Raw genomic sequence first — 23,081 nt, forward strand, 5'->3', positions numbered from 1 at the left:
CCCACCTCTCACCCTTCTTGATCAGCCTTATTTTTACGATGTAGCTCAGAAAGATCTCTAATATAATATAATGAATAGTCATCCCTAATGTCGACTTCATAAAAGTAATAGGTTTCCGTAACTACATCTTTAACTTCTATTTCAAACAACCCCATTCCTCTTCGGTAATTATTTTCTACTAAAATTATATTTTCCCGATCAACCCCATAGTTAGTTTCCATGTAGTCTCCCACATAATTGAATACAACCGCGCTTCGAGATTTAATATTAAAATAATTGAATGCAACAATAACAACTACTATACAAAATATTAGATTAAAGAGAATTATTTTTTTCATGTGCCTTTCCTCCGTATAAATTTATTCTTTAACAACCGGTTCACAAGGTAAATTTAAATAATCATTTATTACGTAATCGGGCCACTTCTTCTAACATTAAAATAAACTTTACTTGCTCTTTTTCACTACGAATTAATCTATTTACACGCATTGAGCTTTGTAAGTACTTTCTAATTTTTAAGCTTATATAAAATGAACGCTGATGCTCCTCAATTTTAAATACTTCAGTAAACCAGGAATAGCCTTTTAATTTTTCTATATTCTTTTCTATCTTTTCTGTATTTAAGCCTTTACCACCACTCAAATCAAAGAAATTCACACCTGATATAATACTTGAAATTATAGTAAGCAAAATTCCTAATAATGCTACAATCCCTCTGCCGAACTTATTCAAAATAATCCTCCTTTATACAAGGTTAGGCCTATATTAGCATATTTCAGTCCCTACCTTCGCTGGATGTCGGGATATAGTGGAAATCCATCTGATGGGTTGCAGTTGCTTCGATTAATTAGAGAGTAGATAATAAAAAACACTCAGTTCAAAAAATACTGAGTGTTTTGGCATGTGATCAATTAATATTTTTCCCCTTACGCGAACCGGAACCTTTACAATAATCCATTCTTAATCCGCTTCACAATACTGAATGTCGTATAGAGCGAAATTGGCCCTAATACTGCGGCAATGATCAGCCATGTCGTTAAGCCGTCTGTCGCCTTCAGCATTTCCAAGTTTGTTCTTATGTACACAACGACCCCAAATAACAGAATATAGCTCATGACATTTGGAAAAATAACTAGCAATCGTAATACTTTCGGTGAAATTGTCGGTTGCTGCATCATTCATCCCCCTTTTCTCCATTATAGCGGAAACTTTCTGTAATTTGGGCAAAATTCTCTTAAAAAAGTAAAGAGGCATATAGTAAATATCACCCCATTTACTATACACCTCGATTAAATTCATCTATTCGATTTCCAGCAATTCGTTTTTCCGCCACTCGTATTGGCTGAAATCATTTGCTAAATAGCTGTTTTCGAAGATCGCTTTTGCTTCTTCCAAAAACGGAATCAGATCATGCTTTAAAAAACGGGCGCTTATATGATTCAACAGCAAATGTCTCGCTTGTGCTTCTTTCGCGATTTTTGCCGCTTCTGTATTTGTCGCATGTCCGTACTTGCCCGCCAGTTCTATTGTGGAATGGTCAAAGGTTGCTTCGTGTACGACAACATCCGCATTTTGTGCTAATCGGATACTGTTTTCGCAATACTTTGTGTCCCCCAAAATGACTACTGTGAACCCTTGCTGTGGTGGTGACGTCACATCGCTGCTTTCCACAACTGTTCCATCTTCCAATTTTACAGAATGACCTGCTTTTAATTGGCCTAATAACGGACCTTTTGGCACACCTAATGCTAAAGCCTTGTCGATCAGCAGCTCGCCCTGCATCGGCTTTTGTTCAATCCGGTAGCCGAAACATGGGACAACATGCTGAAGCGACAGTGCACGTACCGTAAACTTCTCATCTTCAAATACGATGCCATCTTTTACTTCGACAAATTCAATCGGATATGTTAAATGGGTTTTAGATAATTGTAATGTTTGTTCAATCCATTGTTGTAATCCCGCCGGCCCGTAAATTGTAAGTATGTCCTCTCCGCCTAAAAAGGAACGGGAACTTAAAAAGCCGGGCAGCCCGAAAATATGGTCGCCGTGTAAATGTGTAATAAAGATTTTATCGATTTTGCGCGGTTTAACCGTTGTATGCAAAATTTGGTGCTGAGTCGCTTCCCCGCAGTCAAACAGCCAAATAGAGCCCCGTTCTTCCAGCAGTTTGAATGCGATCGAACTCGTATTGCGTTCTTTTGACGGCATCCCTGCACCAGTGCCTAAAAATTGGATTTGCATGTCATTTCCTCCTAACACGAGTTTAGTTTGCCTCATGTAGAAGCTTTTTACTATCGTTGTATTTATTATAGGTTGCAAATAAGTATATGCAAAGAAAAAAAGGGGCGGCAAAAGAAATGATCATATGGAATGATAAAAATTCCCCTCTTCAACACTTGATTAGCAGAAAAATTAAGGTCGGCTTTCCTTAATCCTTATTAAAAACCTCCACCTTGGCTAAACTGACTATTCAACTAATCCTTCCTTATCATTAAACATATAGTAATGAAACAAACGATTGGAGTTGAAAAAATGAGCATTATTTTATGGATGACGGTGATATCCGGAACCTTAATTGCCGTCTTTGCGGATAATAAAAAATGTAAAAAGAAAATCACTTAAATACAAGAGACCCTTTCCTGAAACCGGAAAGGGTCTTTTATGCATGAACAATCTTTAATTAAAATGCGCGCTCATACCAAGCCTTCGCTTTTTGTACTTCATTCATCGTCAGCTGGTGACCGTTTGATTCCCATTCTAATGTCACGTTTGCTCCTGCATCCGTTAAGTAACGCTCCAGATCGATTGCTTCTTGCTGCGGGCAAATCGGGTCATTCACTCCTGCTGCGATAAATACATGCGTGCCGTCCTGTTTCGCAACCGTTGCTTCGTGATTCGGAACCATTGGATGATGCAGAACCGCACCTTTTAATGCATTTTCATATTCAAACAACAGGTTTGCTGCGATATTGGCACCGTTAGAATAACCGATCGCAATAATGTTTTGACGGTCAAAGTCGTATTCACTTGCTTTCTCGCCGATAAATTCATACAGCTCCTTCGTACGGAAGGCCAAATCTTCCATATCAAACACACCTTCAGCTAAACGTCGGAAAAATCGCGGCATCCCGTGTTCCAATATATTGCCTCGTACACTTAAAACCGATGCTTCCGGATCAATGATTTCTGCCAGTGCAAGCAGGCTGTTCTCACCTCCGCCTGTCCCGTGAAGCAGTAAAAATACCGGCTTGTCTTCTTTACCTTTACTAAAAATATAGTTCATCGGACATTCTCCATTCTCATTTTGATAGTCGAATTACTCGTATTCCTTCTCGATTGTTTTTGTTGAGCGTACTGTATCAATCGGACGCACAACACTTTCGATATAGTCGCGTTTGCTCTCTAAGAATGGCGGCAACGAAAGGATTTCCCCTACTGTTTCGTATGGCTCGTCGCCCATGAATCCTGGTCCATCTGTTGCCCATTCAAATAAAATCCCCGGTGCTACACGTGCATAGAGCGATTCAAAGAAGAAACGGTCCACATAGCCTGATGTACCAAACCCGAAGCTTTCAAGACGGCCGATCCATTCACGCAATACGGCTGTATCTTCTACACGGAATGCTGCATGGTGAACTGTACCGAATCCCTGACGACCTGGCTGTAATACCGTATTGTGCTCGACAATAACAGATGCCCCGTTACCGCCTTCTCTTACTTCAAATAAATGCAGCGAATCTTCTTTGCCTGTTTGACGCATTACTAATACTTTTTCAAGTACTTCCTTGAAATAATCGAAGTTTGAAACGCGCACATGAATCGGACCTAACCCTGTAATCGCAAACTCCAATGGAATCGGACCTTTTTGCCAAGGTGTACCTGAAGCGATCCCTTCATTATTTTCATCTGAAATGAGCATATATTGCTGGTCATCGAAATCGACGAATGATAATGTTTTCTTACCGAATAATGGTTTGATACCTTCATGCTGTACCTTCAGACGGTCAAAACGTTTTACCCAATAATCCAGTGCCGCATCATTCGGTACACGGAAAGCTGTTTTGTAAATTTCATCCGTACCGTGACGACCTTTCGGGATACCCGGGAAATCAAAGAATGTCATATCTGTTCCTGCAGAACCTTTATCATCCGCGAAAAACAGGTGGTATGTTTGAATATCATCCTGGTTGACAGTTTTTTTCACTAGTCGCATTCCTAATACATATGTGAAAAATTCATAGTTTTTTTCTGCACTGCTTGTAATGGCTGTTACGTGGTGGATTCCTTTAATATGGTTCATCTGTATTGCCTCCATTTTTCTCGATATCGAGATATTAGTTTAAGAAAAATGCACCGATTCCGATGCTTCTCATCAATTTAAAATTTGTTCGCATGGTGTCCTACACGCTTTAAATAGTCTGTAAAGTTTTGCAGTTCTTCATCCGACAGCACATCAAAAATCGATGCAATCTTCTCTTCATGTGAAGGGAAAATCGATTCAATCATCTGTTTTCCTTCATCCGTTAATGAAACAAACGTAACACGGCGGTCTGTCGGACAGGCAACACGTGCCACGAGATTTTTCTTCTCCAGCTTATCGACGACATACGTAATGCTGCTGCTTGCGATCAATACTTTTTTACCGATGATTTGGATAGGCTGATCTCCTTTATGATAAAGCAATTCCATCACGGCAAATTCCGTTAAATTCAGATCATGCTGCTGGATATCTTTTTTCGTCGCTTCTTGAACGGATGTCTGTGCCCGATGTAAAACAGTAAATGCTTTTAATTGTTTGTCATATTTACTCATAAAGTACCCTCCTTCCTGTTATCACGAATTCATTTATCTTTAATTCGAGATAAATATACCATGTAAAAAATGCAGTGTCAAACAAAAAACGTTCCAATCCAGGTTCACACCGAATTGAAACGTTTCTACTATTCACATATTAAAACTTGGCGTTCGAATTTCCCTTTTTTCAATACGGCTCGATCGATAATTGTTAAACCGGCTTCGTGGATTTTATCGTCCATCGATTCGATTGTCACAATAATGACCCGCTTTGCAATCCGACGAGCATTTGTAATGATGCTTTGCTGCAGTTCACCCGTAATATGCGTAAATAAATTGTACGGCATATCAATAATTGCCACATCATAGCCTTCACTTGCCTCTTCAATTGGTCCAATCTCTACATTCGGTTCATAGCCGAAATGGCGAAGATTAATTTGGGAACCCCATACAACACGTTTGTTGATGTCGCGCCCTTCAATCGCAATGCCCATGCTCATCGCTTCCACAAGTACTGTACCGATACCGCAGCAAGGATCAATCACCTTTAATCCGTCCGGAAACGGTACCGCGATATTGACAATCGCACGGGCATCCCGTGTACTCAGTGCCGTGGAGTACATTTCAGGCTTTTGCATATGCTTCAGCCAAACCGCTTCACCGTATGTAATCTCGCCTAAATAATAGCGCTCCTCATGAATCACAAGACCCAATACTACATCCGGCTTTACTAGTTCCGGTTCGGCATTGATTGCTGAGCTAACGCGAATCATATAGTCGTTTCGAATCGCCCGGTTAAATTTTGGCTTAATCCCATCACTACTATTGTTCAAACAATGAATTTTGTACGTCTTTTGTCCAAGCTCCAACTGTGCCGCCATTTCTACCAGTTGCTCTATTGAATTCGCTTCAAGGAAAACAGCTAACCTTGAACGCATATACGGACTACGACTCGGCTCTATTTTTTCCTGGCTAATTAAAACATTTCCTTCCACGTGAAAGTTAAAAAATGTGCGCATTTCCAAACGTGAAAGATCATATTCATCTCTTTGCCAAGTAAAACTATATAAGTATTTTTGCGTCATTTATTTCTCGACTGTTGATAATAATTGCGCAACAAATTGGTAAAGCATTTCACAAACTTCTGTAATCGTCATCTTCTCATGGAAGCCTTCGATACAGTCAACCGCAATGTTCAGTTCCCAAAGGCCTTCTTGTCCGGAGAACGCTGCACTGCTGCTTCCTAATGCAGATTTCACATTGTCTTTCAAATATTGACGAATTACTTCACCATGTTTCTTTTGCAGTTTCAAGCCGAATAATGCCGTATACAGATTAAATGCATCATCAAATTCAAGTGCTACCGCGTCGATGCGAATATCGTTGAATTGTGCACATTCCACATAAATAAATTCCCCTTGATTGTCCTTTAAATAGTGGATTGGTGTAGATGCAAATGCATTACTTTCCGCTGTAATTGTATCTTCTGTTTCTTTACTGCATCGTTCTAAAACTTCTAAATGTAATTGTACCATGATTATAATTCCTTTCGATTCCATATTCGCCCATTAAAAAATCACCTAGTCCAGTATACATGACTATTGTTTAAAGCGCATTAGAAAGAAATTTCTTTCAAAACGGTAAACCTCGTATTTATGAATGATGCATTTTTTCTTTATGCTGAACCTTCACAAATGCCGCACCCGATTTCATAAATGAATAGAGCACAACGATACAGAAACTAAACAATAATGTCCCTGTAAATACAAAGCCTGATGTTCCTACCAGATCAAGTGCGCCTAATAATGAAGACCCTGCGACTACACCAATGGAGAAGAACGCGTAAAAATAGCCGTATGCTTTCCCGCGAGTCTGTTCAGTCGTTGCTTCAATTAATAGGGCATTAATAGAAGGGAATAAAAACGCAAATCCGATTCCGTAAAGTGCCAGTATTGCATACAGCCATGACATTTCCTTTGTCAGACCGATGCCGATTTGAGCAAGTCCGAGTAGTAGCACTCCGGCAAACAATGTTACTTGCGGATTTAAATAATCGAAAATTTTGTTCGTCGGTAATATAAAGATCAGGACCGCGACAATACCGAATACACTTAGTAATGTACCGGATACTCGTGAACCATACCCTAAATCCTGCACGTAAATCGGCAATAAATATGCGAGAACACCTTGAGAAAACATAAGGAAAAATGCACCGCCATATGCTTTTAAAATACCGCTGTTCAAATTGAACTTTTCGGTTGCCTTCTGCTTATCCCGTTTTGGTAACGGTGATTTGCGTAAAAACAGGAATAAGCCGATCAATAGAATAATGCCATACAGTGCAACGATTCCCAGCACATTCGGCACCGAAATTTTACTCGCTAAAATTCCGCTTGAAGCAGGGCCGACAATTGCCGCAATACCGACAAACGAGCCTGTAACCGCGCTTCCGCTCCCCTGTTCATTGGATGCACGCATATTCGCAAGCAATGTAAAGGCAGCCGGAGTAATAAAACCGCTGCTGAACCCGTGAATACAGCGGACGATTAAAAGTGCCGTCGCATTATCGACAAGCTGGTAACATAATAGCGAAATCGCAGACGTCAACAAACCGAATACTAATATACGAAATGCCCCAATTTTATCAGTAAAAATACCGGAAAAGATATTGCCGAATGTGTTCATAAATGAATATAGACCAACGACAATCCCCGCGATAAACGTTGTCGCGCCGACCGACAGTGCATATGTACTCATGATCGGCAGCTGGACGAACAGATCGAAAAACGAGAAGAAAATGATGGCGTAAACGAGCCAATGTTTCGGAAATGGCTTTGTATGTAATGATGGTTGCATTTTTTTCAGTTTATTATCAAGCAGAAAATTGCCAAATGGGATAAATGCGACAAGCACGCTTAACAATGACCAGCCGATATGCCATTGAATGCGCAGTTGCACGATGACGATTGCAAGGAAATAAACCATAAAAATACCGCCGTGTACGCTGCCATTTACCGTCACAACTTGCGGTAAATCCGCGAAATACTTAAGCGGCATGGAAATAAGTAATAACGTAATGAGCGAAATCCCATCGAGTAAGCCCATTATGCGTAAAAACCGGATCGGATGAATACCCATATTGTCCTCCTGAAGCATAATATCAATCCTATTATAGCATGGGTCTTTCGTAGTTACCTAACTAAATGAAAATTATTCTCATAACACTATGTACGAGTTTCGGAGAATTTAAACATTGCAAGCTGTGTTGAAGTTTCCACTTAAACTCAGCTTGCGTTCACTTAGTATGATCCTCCAGAAAGTCCTTGCTGAAGCTTGTTTTTGAGGCGTAGCTTTTTGATTTCGCCCGGACTCCACGTTTAATGGCTCCTTTTCCGAACTTCTTTTCAATAGTTTCGACCAGTTCCAAAATCGGCTCATCTTTTATATGCTGTTCAAAATTAAACAGACTGAGCTGCTGGGTTAATTCGGATTGATCGACAACGTTGGAAACGGTAATGCCGATCAGTCTAACAGGTGTTTCATCCCAGTTTTCGGTAAACAGCTTCCACGCGATTTCAAATATTTCATCTGCCTGATTGACGGCGTTCCGCAATGTTTTACTGCGCGAAGCATTTTGCCAGTCAAAATTGCGTATTTGAATTGTCACCGTTGTCCCCGCCAAATATTTCACTTTCAGACGTTCGGATACACTTTTACTCAGCTTTTCAAACGTCTCCTTCAAAATATAATATTCGGTCTCATCCCTTGGAAGGGTCGTCGAATTCCCAACACTTTTCGTATCAAATATAGCGTTCGGGTCAACCGGCCGTGAATCAATGCCATTTGCACGTTTGATGAGTCGAGCTCCGTTTTTTCCTAAATTCCGTATTAACAGTCGCTCATCCGCTTGTGCCAAATCACCGATTGTAAAAATATTTAGCCCATTCAGCTTCTTCGCTGTTTTCTCCCCTACTCCGTGCATTGTCACGACTTCCTGCGGCCATAAAAGCTCCGGCAGTTCGCGAATTCTAAGAATCGTAATTCCGAGCGGTTTTTTCATGTTTGAAGCGGTTTTAGCGAGAAATTTGTTAGGGGCAATACCAATGGAGCACGGTAAATCGAGCTCATGTAAAATTCGTTGCTGAATTTCCTCGGCCAATTGGAGCGGATGCTGTGATTTGGATTGTTCCGTTACATCCAAATAGCCTTCATCAATCGATACAGGTTCTACTAAATCCGTATAGCTTCGTAATATGGAGAAAATTGCCGCACTTGCTGCCCGGTATTTTGGGAAATCAGGGGGCAGCAACAGCAGTTCGGGACATTTACGCTTTGCTTCTCCAACAGTCATCGTTGTATAAATCCCTTTGGCACGGGCCTCATAAGAGCTTGTTACGATAATGCCGCGCCGTTCTTTAGCATTTCCCGCAACAGCAATCGGTTTCCCCTTTAAACTCGGATCATGAGCCTGTTCGACAGATGCATAAAAACTGTTCATATCTAAATGGAAAATAACTCTCGCCGCCATTTCCCCACCTCCTTTACTGAGCAGATTGTTTATGGATACTATTTTACTACATTAATAATGTTCCGGGTCAAACTCTGATTCTTAAATAAGGAGAAATTCCATGTTATTCATCAATTTAATTTATAAGTTCTAAAATAATTGAAACTTCTATCGTTATCTTCGCCAAAACGTGCCGCTTCTATATAAAATGCGGGGGAAATTTCGTCTTTAAATAGCCATCTACATAAAAAAGCCGGAAAATCAAATAAAAATCTGACTCTCCGGAATAACCACAATTATTAATAAAACCCAATCTATTTCAACTCTTTCATTCGATGCTGCCAGTAGTATTCAAACACTTCGAGCGAGGATTTTCGTGGAATGAACTGGAAAACTTCCTTCAATCTCTTATTGTTCAGAACAGGACGGTAACGCAGGAAATCAACCTGTTCCTCTCCATATTGACTTAACTTCAGCCTTTTTAACACAAACAAACTTCCCTTTATGACCGGCGCCGGTATTTTCACTACTTTTTTATTCAGCAAAACACCCAGATCATCTATTGTGACCGCACCATCTCCTGCCAAATTAAAAATGCCTGTAACCTCACTGTCAATCGCCTTAGCAAAACAGGAAATGACATCCTGATCCCATATAAATACAAATGGGCTTTTTGATTTGGCAACACCGAGCACCATGTTCTGTTCGAATAAATTTGTAATTTGGTTGCGTACATTCTTCCCTAAAATCGTACCTATCCTAAATATTGTCTGTTCGAGCTGCGGGTATTGCGATCGGTATTGCTCGAGCATTTCTTCTACTAACCGCTTATGATAGGAATAGGCAAAAGCTTCATTGCCCCGGATTGGATCTGTTTCTTCTATCCATTGTGCATTATTTTCATAATAGCCGTAAGCCGCACCACTGGATGAAACGACAATCCTTTTAACATTCGTCTTTACACATGCTTCCAGTATATTTTTTGTTCCTAATACATCGACCGAATATTCAAATTCCCGGTTACTATTCTTTCCAGGTGTAACAATTGAAGCCAAATGTACAACGACGTCAACATTATATTGTTCGAAATATTTCTGTGCTTCATCTGAGCGGACATCCAATTCGATATATTGTAGATTAGGATGTACTTCAAAAGGTGACGTTTTCCGAATATCAGCTGCTATTATTGAATGATTTGTAGTTTCCAGTAAATAGAGAACGAGCTGCTGTCCTAAATAACCGCCCGCCCCTGTGATTAAAACGTTCATGCCTGGACCTCCTGTTGAACTGTGACAATTGCTTCGGGAGCGCGCCTTGACCAGAAAGTTGCGATTGCTAAACCGGAAATAATATGCCAGATTCCCCACATTGCCGCAACCAGCGCCATGCCTCCCAGACCTCCAAAGAAGGTAAAGATGAGTACGAGGCCGAGACCCGAATTTTGAATACCAACCTCAATTGCGATTGCTCTTCTGTCGCGCTCATTCACTTTTAATGCACGGGAAGAGAAATAGCCGATGCAAATCGCCAGTAAATTTTGCAGGATCACGACCCAAACAACAGCTCCAACATTATTAATAAACGCATCAAAATTATTCGCTACCATAATGACAACAAACAACACGAAAATGACGATCGATAGTTTCATCATTATCTGGTTGAAGCGGGCTGCAAATTTCGGGAATTTTTTTCGAATATACATCCCGATAATAAGCGGCAGACCGAGCATAAAGAAAATTGTCGTGAACATATCGACAACACTAATACTGAACGATGTCATCATCTCTTTTGTTGGACCATATAAAGACGCCCAAAACATCGTGTTCAGCGGTGTCATGACAATTGCCAAAACCGTGGAAATGGCTGACATGCTGATCGACAGTGGTGTATTGCCTTTTGCATAATGCGTTAAAAAATTCGATAAATTTCCTCCTGGACAAGCGGCGACTAAAAACAGACCTAACGCAATACTAGGAATCGGCTGAATAATGCTGACAAGTACAAATGTAATCGCCGGCAACAGGAAGAATTGACAAGCAAGGCCGATTAACGCCGGTTTGGGAGTCTTTAACGATCTCTTAAAATCTGAAACTTGCAGATCGAGCGCTACGCCAAACATGATAAATCCAATGACGATGTTCATTATTAACAAGGCCGTCTCATTAAAGTTGATTTGAATAGTATCGATTCCCATATATTATTTTCCCTTCGGTTCGGCGTGCATATCTTTGAAATAGCGTAACCCTGGCGCCCACATATGCTTGACCGGGTCGACCTCTGTATGAATGACTGTACACTTTCCTACTGAAATAGAAGTTAGAAGGGCCTGTTCCAGCTGGTCAAACGTTTCTACATATTCGCCATGTGCTCCCATTGCTTTCGCTACTAGGTCAAATCGAATCTCACCTAAATCGGCATTGATGCTTTCGTGTGGATCCAAAGTTTTTTTCAACATAGTTTTAATCGGTCTTAGCGCAAAATGCTGATTCATTTTCACCATGCCCCATTGTTTATCACAAAGCACGATATAGACGACATGCAGATTGTTGCGCACAGCTGTTTCGATTTCCTGCGGATGGAAGCCCATTGCCCCGTCACCGATAATACATAAAACCGGCTGTTCTGGCTTGGCAACTGCCGCCCCGAGTGCCTGACCGACACCTGCACCGAGCATACCGAATTTAAATGTCGATAAAAGCGGCATTTCATCATTCACTTCATAATAGAAGTTCGACCAGATGGCTGTATTGCCACCGTCAATGACAAGTGGTGTATTTTTAGGGAATATTTGATTGGCCATATGCGGGATTTGTGCTGGATTTAAAGGTGAATTTTTATCCGTTGTATGCTCATTCAATTTTTTCCGGTGCGCCCTTTTCGATTCAATATGTTTTTCAATCATCTGTTTTCGATTTGTATCAATTACGGTTTCAGTATCTCGATTTAGTACAACTAGCAACTCTTGTAAAAATGCTTTAATATCTGCCTGAATCAATAGTTCAGCAGGTTTATTTGCTCCAAGAATGGAAGGTTCCAAATCTACTTGTATGACCGTTTGATGTGCATTCCAGTAAGGTGCTTTCCCCCACCAGTCCGTTTCACCGAGACGAGACCCTAATACTAATACAACATCCGCATCGTTTCGTACATTATTATTTGTTTCAATATGCACCATTGACATCATAAGCGGATTATCCTCGCTCATCGCACCGCGCCCTGCCCAGCTCGTCGTAACCATCGCCTGCAGTTTTTCCGCAACTTCAGTCAGTTCTTTTTTTGCGCCTGCATGAATGACACCGCTGCCTGCATGAATGATCGGGAATGTAGCTGAATTCAGTAATTGGGCTGTTCGTTCAACCTGATAGTTCGATGCTTTTGGCAGCTCTAGCATGCGGTATTGCGAAGGTTCCCAAAAATTCAGTTCACAACTGACTTTCGTATTCATAATGTTTTCCGGGATATCCAAATGAACGACGCCCGGACGCCCTTCATAGCATTTGCGCAATGCCATCCGCAGCATTTCAGGGATACGGTCAAATGAAGGTACTGCTTCACTCCATTTAGCAAACTGTTTAATTGTTGAAGTCTGGTCAAAACACTGGTACGTTCCGCCACGGTCTGGATACATGATACCTGTCCGTCTTGCACTCGTAATGCACAACACGCGATTTGCTTCTGCTTCTTCTACTACTAAACCCGGCAGAATATTAGCTACACCCGGTCCATTACTCGCCATACATACACCTAAACGATTTGTCACCCTCGCATAAGCACCTGCCATATGTGCCGCACTTGTTTCATGGCGTGGTGATATGAGCTCAATTCCATTTTTTTGCAAGTTCGAATAAAAGCCGAAATACGTCCCGTCAATAATTCCAAAGATGTTATCCACACCTTCTTTTGCCAACATTTTTGCTACTACTTCTCCACCTGACATTGTTGCCATTCCACAATTCCCCCTTCAATTTGTAAACGCTTTCTTAATTGCTTAAAAATTACTTCAATATCCTCAATATTCGGTACTTTCCTGTTTGTTAGAATCCCATTGCCGGATAACGTCTGCTCCGCAAGTTGCTCGATCACTTCATCTGTCAATAAAGGTGCAATCTGTTGTGCGCTCTTCCAAATGTACTGTTTTCTGTTCAGCTCATCCAAATAACCGCTTAAAAATTGAGTACTGTTCAACCCGATGATTTTTGCTATTTCCTCGTAACGTTCATACGCGCTTTCCAGTGAGTATTGGATGACAAACGGGTGCATTAGTGCAACACATTGTCCATGTGGCATATGGAATTTTACGCCGAGTGCTCGACCTGTTGCATGTGCCAAATTTGTCGAAGAGTTGGAAAACGCAATTCCCGCATAAAAGCTACCCATTAATAATTGCTGCCTCGCTTCCATGTTGTCCGGTTGTACAAAAACCGTCTCAATATTTCTTGAAATACAGGATATCGCTTCTTTTGCAAAAAAGTCACTCATAGTATTTGCCTTCGTTGAAACAAAAGCTTCGATAGCATGTGTTAATGCATCCAGCGCCGTAAAACTTGTAACGGGTGGTGGCACATTTACCGTAAGCATTGCATCTAAAATAACGACATCCGGAATAAAACTCGGGTGTGCAGGATTAACCTTTTTTTGAAGCTTTTCGTCTGTAATTACCGTTACTTTTGTCGCTTCAGAACCAGTCCCCGCCGTAGTAGGAACTGCGATAAACGGCAAGCGGTGCAATTCAGCCAGGTTTGGAATATCATTTAAACTCAAGTTCGGATTCACCGCAAAAACAGCCACCGCTTTCGCTAAGTCAATGACACTCCCGCCACCGATGGCAATGACACCATCACAGTTGTTTACTATGAGCTCGGCTAATGCCTTTTCCAGTTCAAATGTTGTTGGCTCCCCTTTAGATATTTCATAAAAATGCGCATTAGGGAGTTCCTGCTTAAAAATATTTAATTGACTGGCTATTGCGCTTCTGCTGTAAATGATGAATGGCCGCTTTATCTTTCTTTGTTCCGTTTCCACTGATAATCGTTGAAATGAATCGATACCTGCAACAATTTTTATAGGTAGAAAAAGTTCATAGATCATGAAGTTACACCTCCTGCTGTCCTTTTCGTTTTCAGTTTCAACATATAAAGTTCTGGATGGAACAGGCTACTGTAATATTCAATCACTTCACCTTGTACACCCAAAATGACCCGTTCAATATTTAAAACATTCGTATAAGGCTTCAAATCGAGGAGTTTCGCATCCTCTTCACTAATTGGGCTACAGCGAATCGTCTGTTCAGCTTCGACCATTGTAATATTCAACTCTTTTTCGATAATGTCATAGATCGTCGCTTCATTCAGATTGTATGCGGCTATTTGTTTCCCTAAATGAGTTGGATAAAAATGCCGTTCGATGGAGATTGGCTGGTCATCAGCTGTTCGTACTCTGGAAATGCCAAATAATATGGATTGCCCTAATATTTCATTCGCTTCCGGGAAGTTATCAATATTTTTCGCATAAAGCAGTTTCGCTCCTGGCTTCATTCCCATTTGCCTGACCGTATCTGTAAAACTATTCAAAGAATTAAGCCAGTCATGTACCGTCTTATTTTTTGTAATAAACGTTCCTTTTCCATGGATTTTTTTCAGTACCCCATCATGCACTAAATGCTTTACCGCCTCTCTCACTGTTGATCGGCTCACGGAAAAGCGCTCCATTAATTCACGTTCGCTCGGAATTTTCTCCACATATTTCCCTTCAACAATTTCAGTTTTCAATAAATCCTTCAGTTGAATATGTAACGGAATATGATTTTCAAAGTTCAATGTACCCACCTCCATTGGTCCGCACATCATAACGTCCGTACCAGTTCACTTTGTAAAATTGATTATAGGGGTACTTTCCAATAATTACAATAAATTTTCAGAATTTTCTAATATATGATTCTTCTATAATATTTCACACTATTATTTCCAAAAAATGATAAAAATAAAAATTCCCCATTTCCTAAATCTTTACCGATGAAGGAATGGGGAATTTCATGTATTATATTTTTTTGCTATATTTAATTGTTATTAAAAAACTTTCCGTATTAAGCCGTTACATCACGTTTCATAAAGTAAATGAACGTAATTGCTAAAAAGACGATTGCATACACGATATTGACAACTAACGAGAACGTAAATGTTAATCCTTCAATCATCGGCATACTTCCCGGTGCATAAAACGATAAATCATTGGCAAACCAGACGTATTTCGCAAAATCATATTGAGCGATAAACATTGTTGCCGTTGAACCCATCAACAAGATGAACAGCGATAAACTTACCGCTAACGTACTTGAACCAAAAATCGTACCGATCATAAACGCAAATATAATCGTCATAATTGTTGAACCGAGCGAATAAAGTGTCGTTTCGACAAATGTATTTTCCACCGTTTCCTGCACAACTTGCCCATCAACGACTGATAACGCAATTGCACTGTCCGTACCGAACAATGCCATACCGACAATTAATGCGACAACGATTCCAGCGGCAAAAAGTACAATTCCATAAAGAATAGACGCTACAAGTTTCGAAAGTAAAATTTTCCATCTTGCAACAGGTCGTGTAAGAAGCATTTTAATCGTACCAGTACCAAACTCTGATGATACAATACCTGCAGCAATAACAACTGTAAAGATGCTTGTTACCATAATTGTCAATGTTAACGATAAGTCCATATGTTCCGTAAAGGTCATTGCATTTGATGATGGTAAATCATTGGCGATACGATATTCGGCCATTGCAATTTCTTCCTTGAAATATTGCTCATCTTCCGGCATTAAATCTTCTGAAGCAAGCATTTCTTTTGGATGGGCCATCATTTCTTCATTTGCTGCTAAGCGCGCTTCTTTTGTACTTGAATCCACATCATAATATTTGTTCATCCCTGCAACGAATACGATTAGTACAATTAAAAGCCCGCACATGATCCAAGCATTTTTTTGCGACCACATTTTGATCCATTCATTTTTAACGTATTGCATCGATTGCACCTCCACCTGTCATCTCGATAAATTGATCTTCAAGACGTTTTTGAATCGGCTGGATCGTATATAGATCAATACCCGATTCAACTAGTTTACGAATAAGTGCAGGCACTTCTTCTTTTGTTAGATTGACTACGTAGCCGCCATTCTCTTTTGTTAACGGCTCTTCGAACATCGCCTGAAGCTGATCCGGCTGGCCGACTTCAATGTAATATTGTGCTGCCTCGACATGTTGCAGTTCACGAATATCAATCAGCTCACCATTTTGAATAATCGCGATCCGGTCTACCATTAACTCGATTTCGGATAAAAGGTGACTCGATACAACGATGGCGACATTATCCTCTACGGCAATTTTACGCAAATACATACGGAATTCACGGATCCCAGCAGGGTCCAGACCATTTGTCGGCTCATCCAAAATTAAAAACTTTGGACGGTGCAGCATCGCTTGTGCCAGTCCAAGGCGTTGACGCATCCCTAACGAATATGTTTTCACTTTTTCATGAATACGATTTTGCAGACCGACTTGCGCTACAACTTCATCAATACGCTGTTTCGTTACACCTTTATGCATTCGGGCAAAGTGCTGTAAGTTTTTATACCCTGACATATATTTATACATTTCCGGGTTTTCAACGATTACACCGATGTTACTGATCGCTTCTTCATAATTTGTCGAAAGCTGTTTCCCATCGATGATTACTTCTCCTTTAGAAGGATACATTAACCCCGTCATCATACGGATTGTCGTGGTTTTACCCGCTCCATTTGGCCCCAAAAATCCGGTAATTTGCCCCGGGTAAAAGTCCAGGTTCAAGTCTTTAATAATGTGTTTGCCTTTAATCGTTTTGTTCAAATTTTTAATTTCCACAATTGGCTGTGACAATTGCCCACACCTGCTTTCTGCTATTTCTTCTATTACAAGCATTTATTTGCGTACCTGGATGCTATGTAGTGACATGAATGACCTCACATGTAATAGATTCTAATTACTATACTGGTTGAGTTTGGAAAAAGTTTCATTAAATTTATAATTTAGCGATAAAAAACCTCATCAGGTATTTCTGATGAGGCGAAACCAGTTATTAGTATTCTCCAACCCATTCGTCTTTCAACAGACCATATACTGCATGATCAACATAGTGATTGTACAGCCATTCCGCCTGACGGATTGTCCCTTCATGCATAAAACCAAGACGCTCCGCAATATGACGACTTTTCGTATTATTAACAGCAGCATGAATTTCAACTTTTCCAAGCTTATATTCGTTGAAGGCGATATCAATGATGCCTTTCACAGCGCGTGTCATAATGCCTTCCCCTTGATATTCTTCATCTAAAAAGTAGCCGATCTCGCATTTTTTCAGAGACCAATTAATGGTATTGATCGAGACTTTCCCCACAAATTGCCCTTTATAAAAAATCGCTGTATCCAGACCTTCACGCTTTGCGAATTTTTCTAAATTCATTGCGGCAAAATCGCGTGTATCTTCAACAGTTTTTGTATTATCTACCCACCCAAGCCATTCTCGTAAATAATCGCGTGAACGGTCAATGAAAGCAAAGATTTCTTCTGCATCATTTTGTGTAATTAATTTTAATTGAATTTCATTATCTACTTCATAAAAGAACATTACTATCTCTCCAATCTAAGCTCCCATTTAAAACGATAAACCCTTTTTTATTTTCTTATCATATATAGCTATTTCCGAATATGCAATTAAAATATGTAAACCAACAATAATTTGTGTAAGTTTACCAATTTCACAACGTTAATCGTGCACTTTTTCAAGAAAATTCGCAATATTCCTGTTTAGTATTTTGGTAAACTAACTATGAGGTGTTTTTATGGAAAACAATGAACAGGCTTGGGGAAAACTATTAAAATATTATCGTCAAAAAAAGAAGCAGAAACAGGATGACGTTGCTTTCGGCATTTGTACCCCTTCGTATTTAAGCCGGATTGAAAATGGAATCGTTGTCGCAGAACATTCGATGTATGAGCAGCTGTTTGAAAACTTAGGCATCGATTTCAATAAGCTCGAACAACAACTGAAAAGCCAAACCACTTTTTTGGAGCTGTTATACGAAAAATTATTGTCGAATGCCGAGCTTACTGCAGGTGAAATCGACCAATTAACCGCAATGCAAACCGAAGAGCAGCCATTTGAAAAGCAGCTGTTGGCAAAGCTTGTGTATGCTCGTTTCCTTTACTCGAAAAAAGAAGATGATAGGGCGAGAACAATACTTAATGAAATCGAGCCGTTTATCAACTGGAAAAAAGACCGGATCACTCAGCTGTTCGTTGCGATTACCGCTTTCGGTCATCTGTCATTTCAGGAATTTGAACAGTTGTCCATTAAAGAAGCAGACAATCAATTGGCGCAATTTTTATCCAATACCCACCCATTTGAACTGGCCAACTACCATTATCATATTGCTTTTGCGAATCACAGAAGCTATAAGTTACAAAAGGCACTGGAACATATTGAACTTGCACAGCAGTTTTTTACCCATCAGTATAAACCGTTGTTTCAGTTGAAGCTTTATTCCATGAAAGGTGTGATTTTCAATGATTCACATCGATTCCAGGAAGCTCTCAAGGAGTTTGAAGCAGGGCTCAACCTACTTGCGAATGTCTCTTCAATTCAAACACCGATGCAGTGGAGCTCACTGCATAACAATATCGCGTATTGTTACGAATGCCAGGAAAACTTTACGGAAGCGTCCAAACATTATCAATTGGCAAATAACTATGATGAAGACCTGCATTCAGCAATTAATTGGATGCGCACATGCTTTGCGCAAAAGGATTTTAAACAGTTGAATACACTGTTAATACGCTATGAAGAACAGCAATTTACTGTACCCCATCATATTTATCAGCGCAGACTACTAGCGTATGCGGTTGAAACTGAATTTACGATTCGCGGATTAAAATTACTGGAGGATGAAGCTTTTCCGCATTTCAACGAACAGCAGTATTATTCACTGATTCTGTTCTATGCGCCATTATGGGCACAGTTTTACGAGCAGCTCCATGCCTATAAACAGGCGAGCAATTGCTTTAGGCTGGCACTGTATGCAAGTGAAAAAATACGGCAGCGAATGAGCAGCTAAGGGGTGATGATTTGGAGTTAAGAAAAGAGTATTTTTATTTGTGGTTCGGGTTTGGCGCATCCAAACTGGGCAGTTGGATTTACTTGATCGCGCTCAATCTTTCGGTCTGGCATTTGACCGAGTCACCGGCAGCTGTCGCGGGCATCTATATTATTGGTCCGATTGCCCGCATTTTGTGCAGTTTTTTTGCCGGCTCCATCGTAGACAGAACCAATAAAAGAATCATATTGATTATTTGTGATGTTTTCCGCGCAAGTATCGTTTGTTTGATGCCGCTGCTTTCGGAAATTTGGCTCATTTACGGTTTGATCTTTTTGGCGAATATCGCGGTCTGTTTTGCCAATCCGAGCAGTACATTTATGATTACAAAACTTGTTTCACCAAATGATCGCTTGCGTTTTAATGCCATCAACAGCATGCTCGGTTCAGGGAGCTTTATGATCGGCCCTGCTTTAGGTGGTGCCATTATCGCCATGAGCAGTACCGCGACTGCGATGTGGGTGAATGGGTTTATGCTTTTGTTTAGCGCATTCATGATGTATTTGCTGCCGAATCAAGAAATCAAGTCGTCCACTCAATCAACTGTACTAACACTTGCTGTTATCCGAGATGATTTTATTACTGTATGGAAATTTATCTCGCAACGGAAAACGCTCCTGCAATTTTTCGTCTTATATTCAACAGCATTGATGATTTGCTTTTCACTTGATTCCCAGGAAATGTCCTTTTTGAAAGATTTCCATGAAGTGACGGATTCGGTTTATGGCATCATTGTAGGAATCACAGGAATCGGTGCCATTGTCGGTGGCTATTTGGCAGCCCGCTTCGTGAAGAAGCTGTCACTCGTTTCATACATCGGCCTCGGGTTTACATGTACGTTACTTTCTTACTTTATATTTTACTTTTCACCTTATTTAATGATTGCGGTCGCTGCCTTTATTTTGCTCGGATTGTTTATGGCGTTCAGCAATGCGGGCTACGCGACATTTTACCAGCAGACAATCCCGACTGAATTGATGGGACGGTTCGGCAGTTCACTTGGACTGATTGAAAGTGTGATGCAGATCACTCTAACCTTGATTATCGGATTTTTGGCGGAAATCTACACGATTCAACTGACAACAAGTATCTTCGCCCTAATCGGTGTTGTCATCGCATGTATCGTCTATTTCCATCTGTTAAACAACAAACCATTGTTTTCAAAAGAGGAGCTAACATAATAATAGTTGAGATTTCCTCTTCAAAGGCTATCGTGATTTCCGATTACGATAGCTTTTATGTTTATGGAATTCTTTTTGCAGATCCAGTGGACTATTTGCTACACTACTTCTAGAAGAAAGAAAGGGATTTATTATGACATTACAACAACTTAAATATGTAATTGAAGTAGCAAAAAACCAGTCAATTAGTAAAGCAGCCCAAAACTTATTCATTAGCCAGCCTAGCCTTTCGAACGCATTAAAAGAGCTTGAACAAGAGTTAGGCATTACTATTTTTTTACGGACAAGTAAAGGGATAACTATTACCGCTGAAGGAACAGAATTTTTGGGCTATGCGCGGCAAGTTGTCGAGCAAGCTGAACTTTTGGAAAACCGGTATGCAAACGTTCAGCCATCACAACAGCATTTTTCCGTTTCTTCACAACACTATGCCTTCGTTGTGAGTGCATTTGTACGTCTCTTTGAAAATTATGATCGCGATGAATATGAATTTACGCTTCGTGAAACAAGAACATATGAGATTATAGAAAATGTAAAGAATTTACAAAGCGAAGTAGGAATTTTATACTTAAACAATTTTAACGAAAAGGTCATTCGGAAATTTTTAAGGGAAGCCAATTTAGAGTTCTATCCATTATTTGAAGCGAAGCCACATGTATTTATCCATATAGGACACCCGCTTGCACATCAAAAATCCGTTACGTTGGAGGATTTACATGCCTATCCATGCTTATCTTTTGAACAGGGCGAATTTAATTCCTTTTATTTTTCAGAGGAAATATTGAGTACCATTTCACGCCCTAAAAATATTAAGGTTAGTGACCGTGCAACACTTTTCAATTTATTGATTGGGCTTAATGGCTATACCATTTCAACAGGAGTCATTAGTCAGGAATTGAATAAAAATATTTGCTCTCTCCCTCTGGAAGTCGATGAGACGATGACAGTCGGGTATATCGTCCATAAACATGTGACTACTAGTAAACTCGCTGCAATCTATATTAATTATTTAAAAGAAACGATCAAAGATGAACTAAAAATATCTTCTCGCTATAGTTTTTAACTATACCGATTGATATTTTTTACGTGTTTCAAATATCCCACTCCACGATGGTATGATAAATCCAACTTAAAAAAGTTGAATTACCAAGGAGGAAATGAACATGTGTGAAAAATTTCAAATTGTAGGCAGTCTATTAAGAAAAAATGAATTATTAACGTATAAAAAACAAATTGAACAACGTGATGATATTACATACCCTTTTTATAAAGATTTTGAAGGCTACGAACAAGTTGAACTCGCTTCTATACAAGAAGTTGTAAAAAAAGAAATCGAAAATAACATTACGGTTGTGACAGATGGCGAGCATTCGAAATCATTATGGCATTTAGATTTTGCCTGGGGTATTGAAGGATTCGATCGCTATATTGCAGATCATGGTTATTTCTTCAAAGATTTCGATGGAAACTCTCACTATGAAACACGCAAAGACATCGGTTTACGCATTACGGGGGAACTAAGCGGGAAAAACCATCATTTTATCGAAATCTACAAAAAACTGAAAAAAAGTGCTGGCGATCACCAAACAAAACTATGTATCCCCTCACCTTCCCATATTTTAGGTGAGTTATCTTTTTCGGATAATTTCGGACCAGCTGCATTTTATAAAACAAAAGATGAATTAAAACAAGCGTTAGCAATAGCTTATACAGAGTTTGTGGAAGAGTTTGCAGCAGCTGGTGGTGAAATTTTACAATTTGATGATTGCTTATGGCAACTTTTTGCTGACGACAATCCGAATTCACCATTTACTGGCGAACAAATTAATCAAGAAGAAGTTCAAGCGTTAGCAACTGAATTTATTGGGATAAATAATCAAATTATTGAAGTGGGCCATCGTTTAGGCTTGAAAATGTGGACACATAATTGCCGAGGTAACTACGACTCACGTAATATGGGTGGTGGTTCTTACATTAAAATTGCTAACCTCTTCTTAAAGCAACTAAATTATGACCGCTTCTTCTTAGAGTGGGATGATGACCGTGCTGGTTCAATTGAAGCACTGGCTGTCTTCAAAGATAAACCAAATGTAGAAATTGTATTAGGATTATTATCTTCTAAAACTAATACTTTAGATAATGAAGATCGTATTATTAAAATGCTTGATGAAGCCTCTAAAATTATCGACAAAGACCGTTTGTTCATTTCACACCAATGCGGTTTCGCTTCCTGCGATGGCGGCAATGAACTTACAGAAGCTGAACAATGGGCAAAAATTCAGCAAGGACAGCAACTTGCTCTGCAGTACTGGAGTTAAATATAAACATATAATTTTCAATATGAAAAACACGCAAATCCTCGGTATCTTTGAATTTGCGTGTTTTCCGTTTTTTATAACATGTTGGATTTGCC

General features: G+C 39.9%; 23 protein-coding genes. 4 read left to right on the plus strand and 19 right to left on the minus strand.

Annotated elements, in window-relative coordinates:
• Positions 1-8: 8 nt before the first annotated feature.
• From M3166_RS05990 to M3166_RS06080, 19 genes are all read right to left on the minus strand, one after another.
• The gene (locus M3166_RS05990) at positions 9-338 is read right to left on the minus strand and encodes a histidine kinase (RefSeq protein ID WP_251688272.1); all 330 of its coding nucleotides are present in this window, start codon (positions 336-338) and stop codon (positions 9-11) included.
• Between the two features lie 61 nt (positions 339-399).
• Complete coding sequence (locus M3166_RS05995; RefSeq protein WP_251688274.1) at positions 400-732, minus strand: nitrite reductase; 333 nt, start codon at positions 730-732, stop codon at positions 400-402.
• A gap of 212 nt (positions 733-944) precedes the next feature.
• Complete coding sequence (locus tag M3166_RS06000) at positions 945-1,175, minus strand: acyl-phosphate glycerol 3-phosphate acyltransferase (protein WP_251688276.1); 231 nt, start codon at positions 1,173-1,175, stop codon at positions 945-947.
• Between the two features lie 124 nt (positions 1,176-1,299).
• Complete coding sequence (gene rnz, locus M3166_RS06005; RefSeq protein WP_251688278.1) at positions 1,300-2,241, minus strand: ribonuclease Z; 942 nt, start codon at positions 2,239-2,241, stop codon at positions 1,300-1,302.
• 439 nt (positions 2,242-2,680) lie between these two features.
• Positions 2,681-3,283, minus strand: a complete 603-nt coding sequence (locus M3166_RS06010; protein ID WP_251688280.1) for an alpha/beta hydrolase — start codon at positions 3,281-3,283, stop codon at positions 2,681-2,683.
• 33 nt (positions 3,284-3,316) lie between these two features.
• Positions 3,317-4,300: a ring-cleaving dioxygenase gene (locus M3166_RS06015; RefSeq protein WP_251688282.1), complete on the minus strand. Its 984-nt coding sequence runs from the start codon at positions 4,298-4,300 to the stop codon at positions 3,317-3,319.
• Between the two features lie 77 nt (positions 4,301-4,377).
• Positions 4,378-4,812 carry a MarR family winged helix-turn-helix transcriptional regulator gene (locus M3166_RS06020; RefSeq protein ID WP_251688284.1) on the minus strand — a complete coding sequence of 145 codons (435 nt, stop codon included), beginning with the start codon at positions 4,810-4,812 and terminating at the stop codon, positions 4,378-4,380.
• 128 nt (positions 4,813-4,940) lie between these two features.
• Complete coding sequence (locus tag M3166_RS06025; protein WP_251688285.1) at positions 4,941-5,879, minus strand: TRM11 family SAM-dependent methyltransferase; 939 nt, start codon at positions 5,877-5,879, stop codon at positions 4,941-4,943.
• Positions 5,880-6,329 carry a protoporphyrinogen oxidase gene (locus M3166_RS06030; protein ID WP_251688286.1) on the minus strand — a complete coding sequence of 150 codons (450 nt, stop codon included), beginning with the start codon at positions 6,327-6,329 and terminating at the stop codon, positions 5,880-5,882.
• A 118-nt stretch (positions 6,330-6,447) separates the two neighbouring features.
• Positions 6,448-7,932, minus strand: a complete 1,485-nt coding sequence (locus M3166_RS06035; RefSeq protein ID WP_251688287.1) for an MFS transporter — start codon at positions 7,930-7,932, stop codon at positions 6,448-6,450.
• A 157-nt stretch (positions 7,933-8,089) separates the two neighbouring features.
• A complete protein-coding gene (locus M3166_RS06040; protein ID WP_251688289.1) occupies positions 8,090-9,322 on the minus strand; it encodes a DNA polymerase IV in 1,233 nt (410 codons plus the stop codon).
• Positions 9,323-9,615: 293 nt separating this feature from the next.
• The gene (locus tag M3166_RS06045; protein WP_251688291.1) at positions 9,616-10,569 is read right to left on the minus strand and encodes an SDR family oxidoreductase; all 954 of its coding nucleotides are present in this window, start codon (positions 10,567-10,569) and stop codon (positions 9,616-9,618) included.
• Complete coding sequence (locus M3166_RS06050) at positions 10,566-11,495, minus strand: bile acid:sodium symporter family protein (RefSeq protein ID WP_251688293.1); 930 nt, start codon at positions 11,493-11,495, stop codon at positions 10,566-10,568. Before M3166_RS06050 ends, M3166_RS06045 begins: the two co-directional genes overlap by 4 nt.
• Before the next feature lie 3 nt (positions 11,496-11,498).
• Positions 11,499-13,247, minus strand: coding sequence for a thiamine pyrophosphate-binding protein (locus M3166_RS06055; RefSeq protein WP_251688294.1), 1,749 nt, complete (start codon positions 13,245-13,247; stop codon positions 11,499-11,501).
• Positions 13,220-14,389 carry an iron-containing alcohol dehydrogenase gene (locus M3166_RS06060; RefSeq protein ID WP_251688296.1) on the minus strand — a complete coding sequence of 390 codons (1,170 nt, stop codon included), beginning with the start codon at positions 14,387-14,389 and terminating at the stop codon, positions 13,220-13,222. Before M3166_RS06060 ends, M3166_RS06055 begins: the two co-directional genes overlap by 28 nt.
• A complete protein-coding gene (locus M3166_RS06065; RefSeq protein WP_251688298.1) occupies positions 14,386-15,117 on the minus strand; it encodes a GntR family transcriptional regulator in 732 nt (243 codons plus the stop codon). The genes M3166_RS06060 and M3166_RS06065 overlap by 4 nt, the downstream gene beginning before the upstream one ends.
• Positions 15,118-15,383: 266 nt before the next feature.
• Positions 15,384-16,322, minus strand: coding sequence for an ABC transporter permease (locus M3166_RS06070; RefSeq protein WP_251688300.1), 939 nt, complete (start codon positions 16,320-16,322; stop codon positions 15,384-15,386).
• On the minus strand, positions 16,309-17,214 hold the full coding sequence (locus tag M3166_RS06075; protein ID WP_251688302.1) for an ABC transporter ATP-binding protein: 906 nt from the start codon (positions 17,212-17,214) through the stop codon (positions 16,309-16,311). Before M3166_RS06075 ends, M3166_RS06070 begins: the two co-directional genes overlap by 14 nt.
• Positions 17,215-17,413: 199 nt before the next feature.
• A complete protein-coding gene (locus M3166_RS06080; RefSeq protein WP_251688304.1) occupies positions 17,414-17,962 on the minus strand; it encodes a GNAT family N-acetyltransferase in 549 nt (182 codons plus the stop codon).
• 214 nt (positions 17,963-18,176) lie between these two features.
• On the opposite strand from M3166_RS06080, the gene M3166_RS06085 reads away from it, so the two are divergent.
• The 4 genes from M3166_RS06085 to M3166_RS06100 all read left to right on the plus strand — a co-directional run bounded on the left by M3166_RS06085 (position 18,177) and on the right by M3166_RS06100 (position 22,986).
• Positions 18,177-19,448 carry a sugar-phosphatase gene (locus M3166_RS06085; RefSeq protein ID WP_251688306.1) on the plus strand — a complete coding sequence of 424 codons (1,272 nt, stop codon included), beginning with the start codon at positions 18,177-18,179 and terminating at the stop codon, positions 19,446-19,448.
• Between the two features lie 11 nt (positions 19,449-19,459).
• The gene (locus M3166_RS06090; RefSeq protein WP_251688308.1) at positions 19,460-20,668 is read left to right on the plus strand and encodes an MFS transporter; all 1,209 of its coding nucleotides are present in this window, start codon (positions 19,460-19,462) and stop codon (positions 20,666-20,668) included.
• 133 nt (positions 20,669-20,801) lie between these two features.
• Positions 20,802-21,731, plus strand: a complete 930-nt coding sequence (locus tag M3166_RS06095) for a LysR family transcriptional regulator (protein ID WP_251688310.1) — start codon at positions 20,802-20,804, stop codon at positions 21,729-21,731.
• A 100-nt stretch (positions 21,732-21,831) separates the two neighbouring features.
• Positions 21,832-22,986: a cobalamin-independent methionine synthase II family protein gene (locus M3166_RS06100; RefSeq protein WP_251688312.1), complete on the plus strand. Its 1,155-nt coding sequence runs from the start codon at positions 21,832-21,834 to the stop codon at positions 22,984-22,986.
• Positions 22,987-23,081 lie beyond the last annotated feature (95 nt).

It is taken from the genome of Solibacillus isronensis, assembly GCF_023715405.1.
GTDB classification, from domain to species: Bacteria; Bacillota; Bacilli; order Bacillales_A; family Planococcaceae; genus Solibacillus; species Solibacillus isronensis_B.

What these genes read in the sequence shown, in the direction of transcription:
- M3166_RS06060 (WP_251688296.1), bottom strand. Translation starts at nt 14,389, where the DNA reads ATGATCTATGAACTTTTTCTACCTATAAAAATTGTTGCAGGTATCGAT.
- M3166_RS06070 (WP_251688300.1), bottom strand. Translation starts at nt 16,322, where the DNA reads ATGCAATACGTTAAAAATGAATGGATCAAAATGTGGTCGCAAAAAAAT.
- M3166_RS06050 (WP_251688293.1), bottom strand. Translation starts at nt 11,495, where the DNA reads ATGGGAATCGATACTATTCAAATCAACTTTAATGAGACGGCCTTGTTA.
- rnz (WP_251688278.1), bottom strand. Translation starts at nt 2,241, where the DNA reads ATGCAAATCCAATTTTTAGGCACTGGTGCAGGGATGCCGTCAAAAGAA.
- M3166_RS06095 (WP_251688310.1), top strand. Translation starts at nt 20,802, where the DNA reads ATGACATTACAACAACTTAAATATGTAATTGAAGTAGCAAAAAACCAG.
- M3166_RS06100 (WP_251688312.1), top strand. Translation starts at nt 21,832, where the DNA reads ATGTGTGAAAAATTTCAAATTGTAGGCAGTCTATTAAGAAAAAATGAA.
- M3166_RS06025 (WP_251688285.1), bottom strand. Translation starts at nt 5,879, where the DNA reads ATGACGCAAAAATACTTATATAGTTTTACTTGGCAAAGAGATGAATAT.
- M3166_RS06040 (WP_251688289.1), bottom strand. Translation starts at nt 9,322, where the DNA reads ATGGCGGCGAGAGTTATTTTCCATTTAGATATGAACAGTTTTTATGCA.
- M3166_RS06030 (WP_251688286.1), bottom strand. Translation starts at nt 6,329, where the DNA reads ATGGTACAATTACATTTAGAAGTTTTAGAACGATGCAGTAAAGAAACA.
- M3166_RS06035 (WP_251688287.1), bottom strand. Translation starts at nt 7,932, where the DNA reads ATGGGTATTCATCCGATCCGGTTTTTACGCATAATGGGCTTACTCGAT.
- M3166_RS05990 (WP_251688272.1), bottom strand. Translation starts at nt 338, where the DNA reads ATGAAAAAAATAATTCTCTTTAATCTAATATTTTGTATAGTAGTTGTT.
- M3166_RS06085 (WP_251688306.1), top strand. Translation starts at nt 18,177, where the DNA reads ATGGAAAACAATGAACAGGCTTGGGGAAAACTATTAAAATATTATCGT.
- M3166_RS06000 (WP_251688276.1), bottom strand. Translation starts at nt 1,175, where the DNA reads ATGCAGCAACCGACAATTTCACCGAAAGTATTACGATTGCTAGTTATT.
- M3166_RS06015 (WP_251688282.1), bottom strand. Translation starts at nt 4,300, where the DNA reads ATGAACCATATTAAAGGAATCCACCACGTAACAGCCATTACAAGCAGT.
- M3166_RS06020 (WP_251688284.1), bottom strand. Translation starts at nt 4,812, where the DNA reads ATGAGTAAATATGACAAACAATTAAAAGCATTTACTGTTTTACATCGG.
- M3166_RS06010 (WP_251688280.1), bottom strand. Translation starts at nt 3,283, where the DNA reads ATGAACTATATTTTTAGTAAAGGTAAAGAAGACAAGCCGGTATTTTTA.
- M3166_RS06080 (WP_251688304.1), bottom strand. Translation starts at nt 17,962, where the DNA reads ATGTTCTTTTATGAAGTAGATAATGAAATTCAATTAAAATTAATTACA.
- M3166_RS06045 (WP_251688291.1), bottom strand. Translation starts at nt 10,569, where the DNA reads ATGAACGTTTTAATCACAGGGGCGGGCGGTTATTTAGGACAGCAGCTC.
- M3166_RS06055 (WP_251688294.1), bottom strand. Translation starts at nt 13,247, where the DNA reads ATGGCAACAATGTCAGGTGGAGAAGTAGTAGCAAAAATGTTGGCAAAA.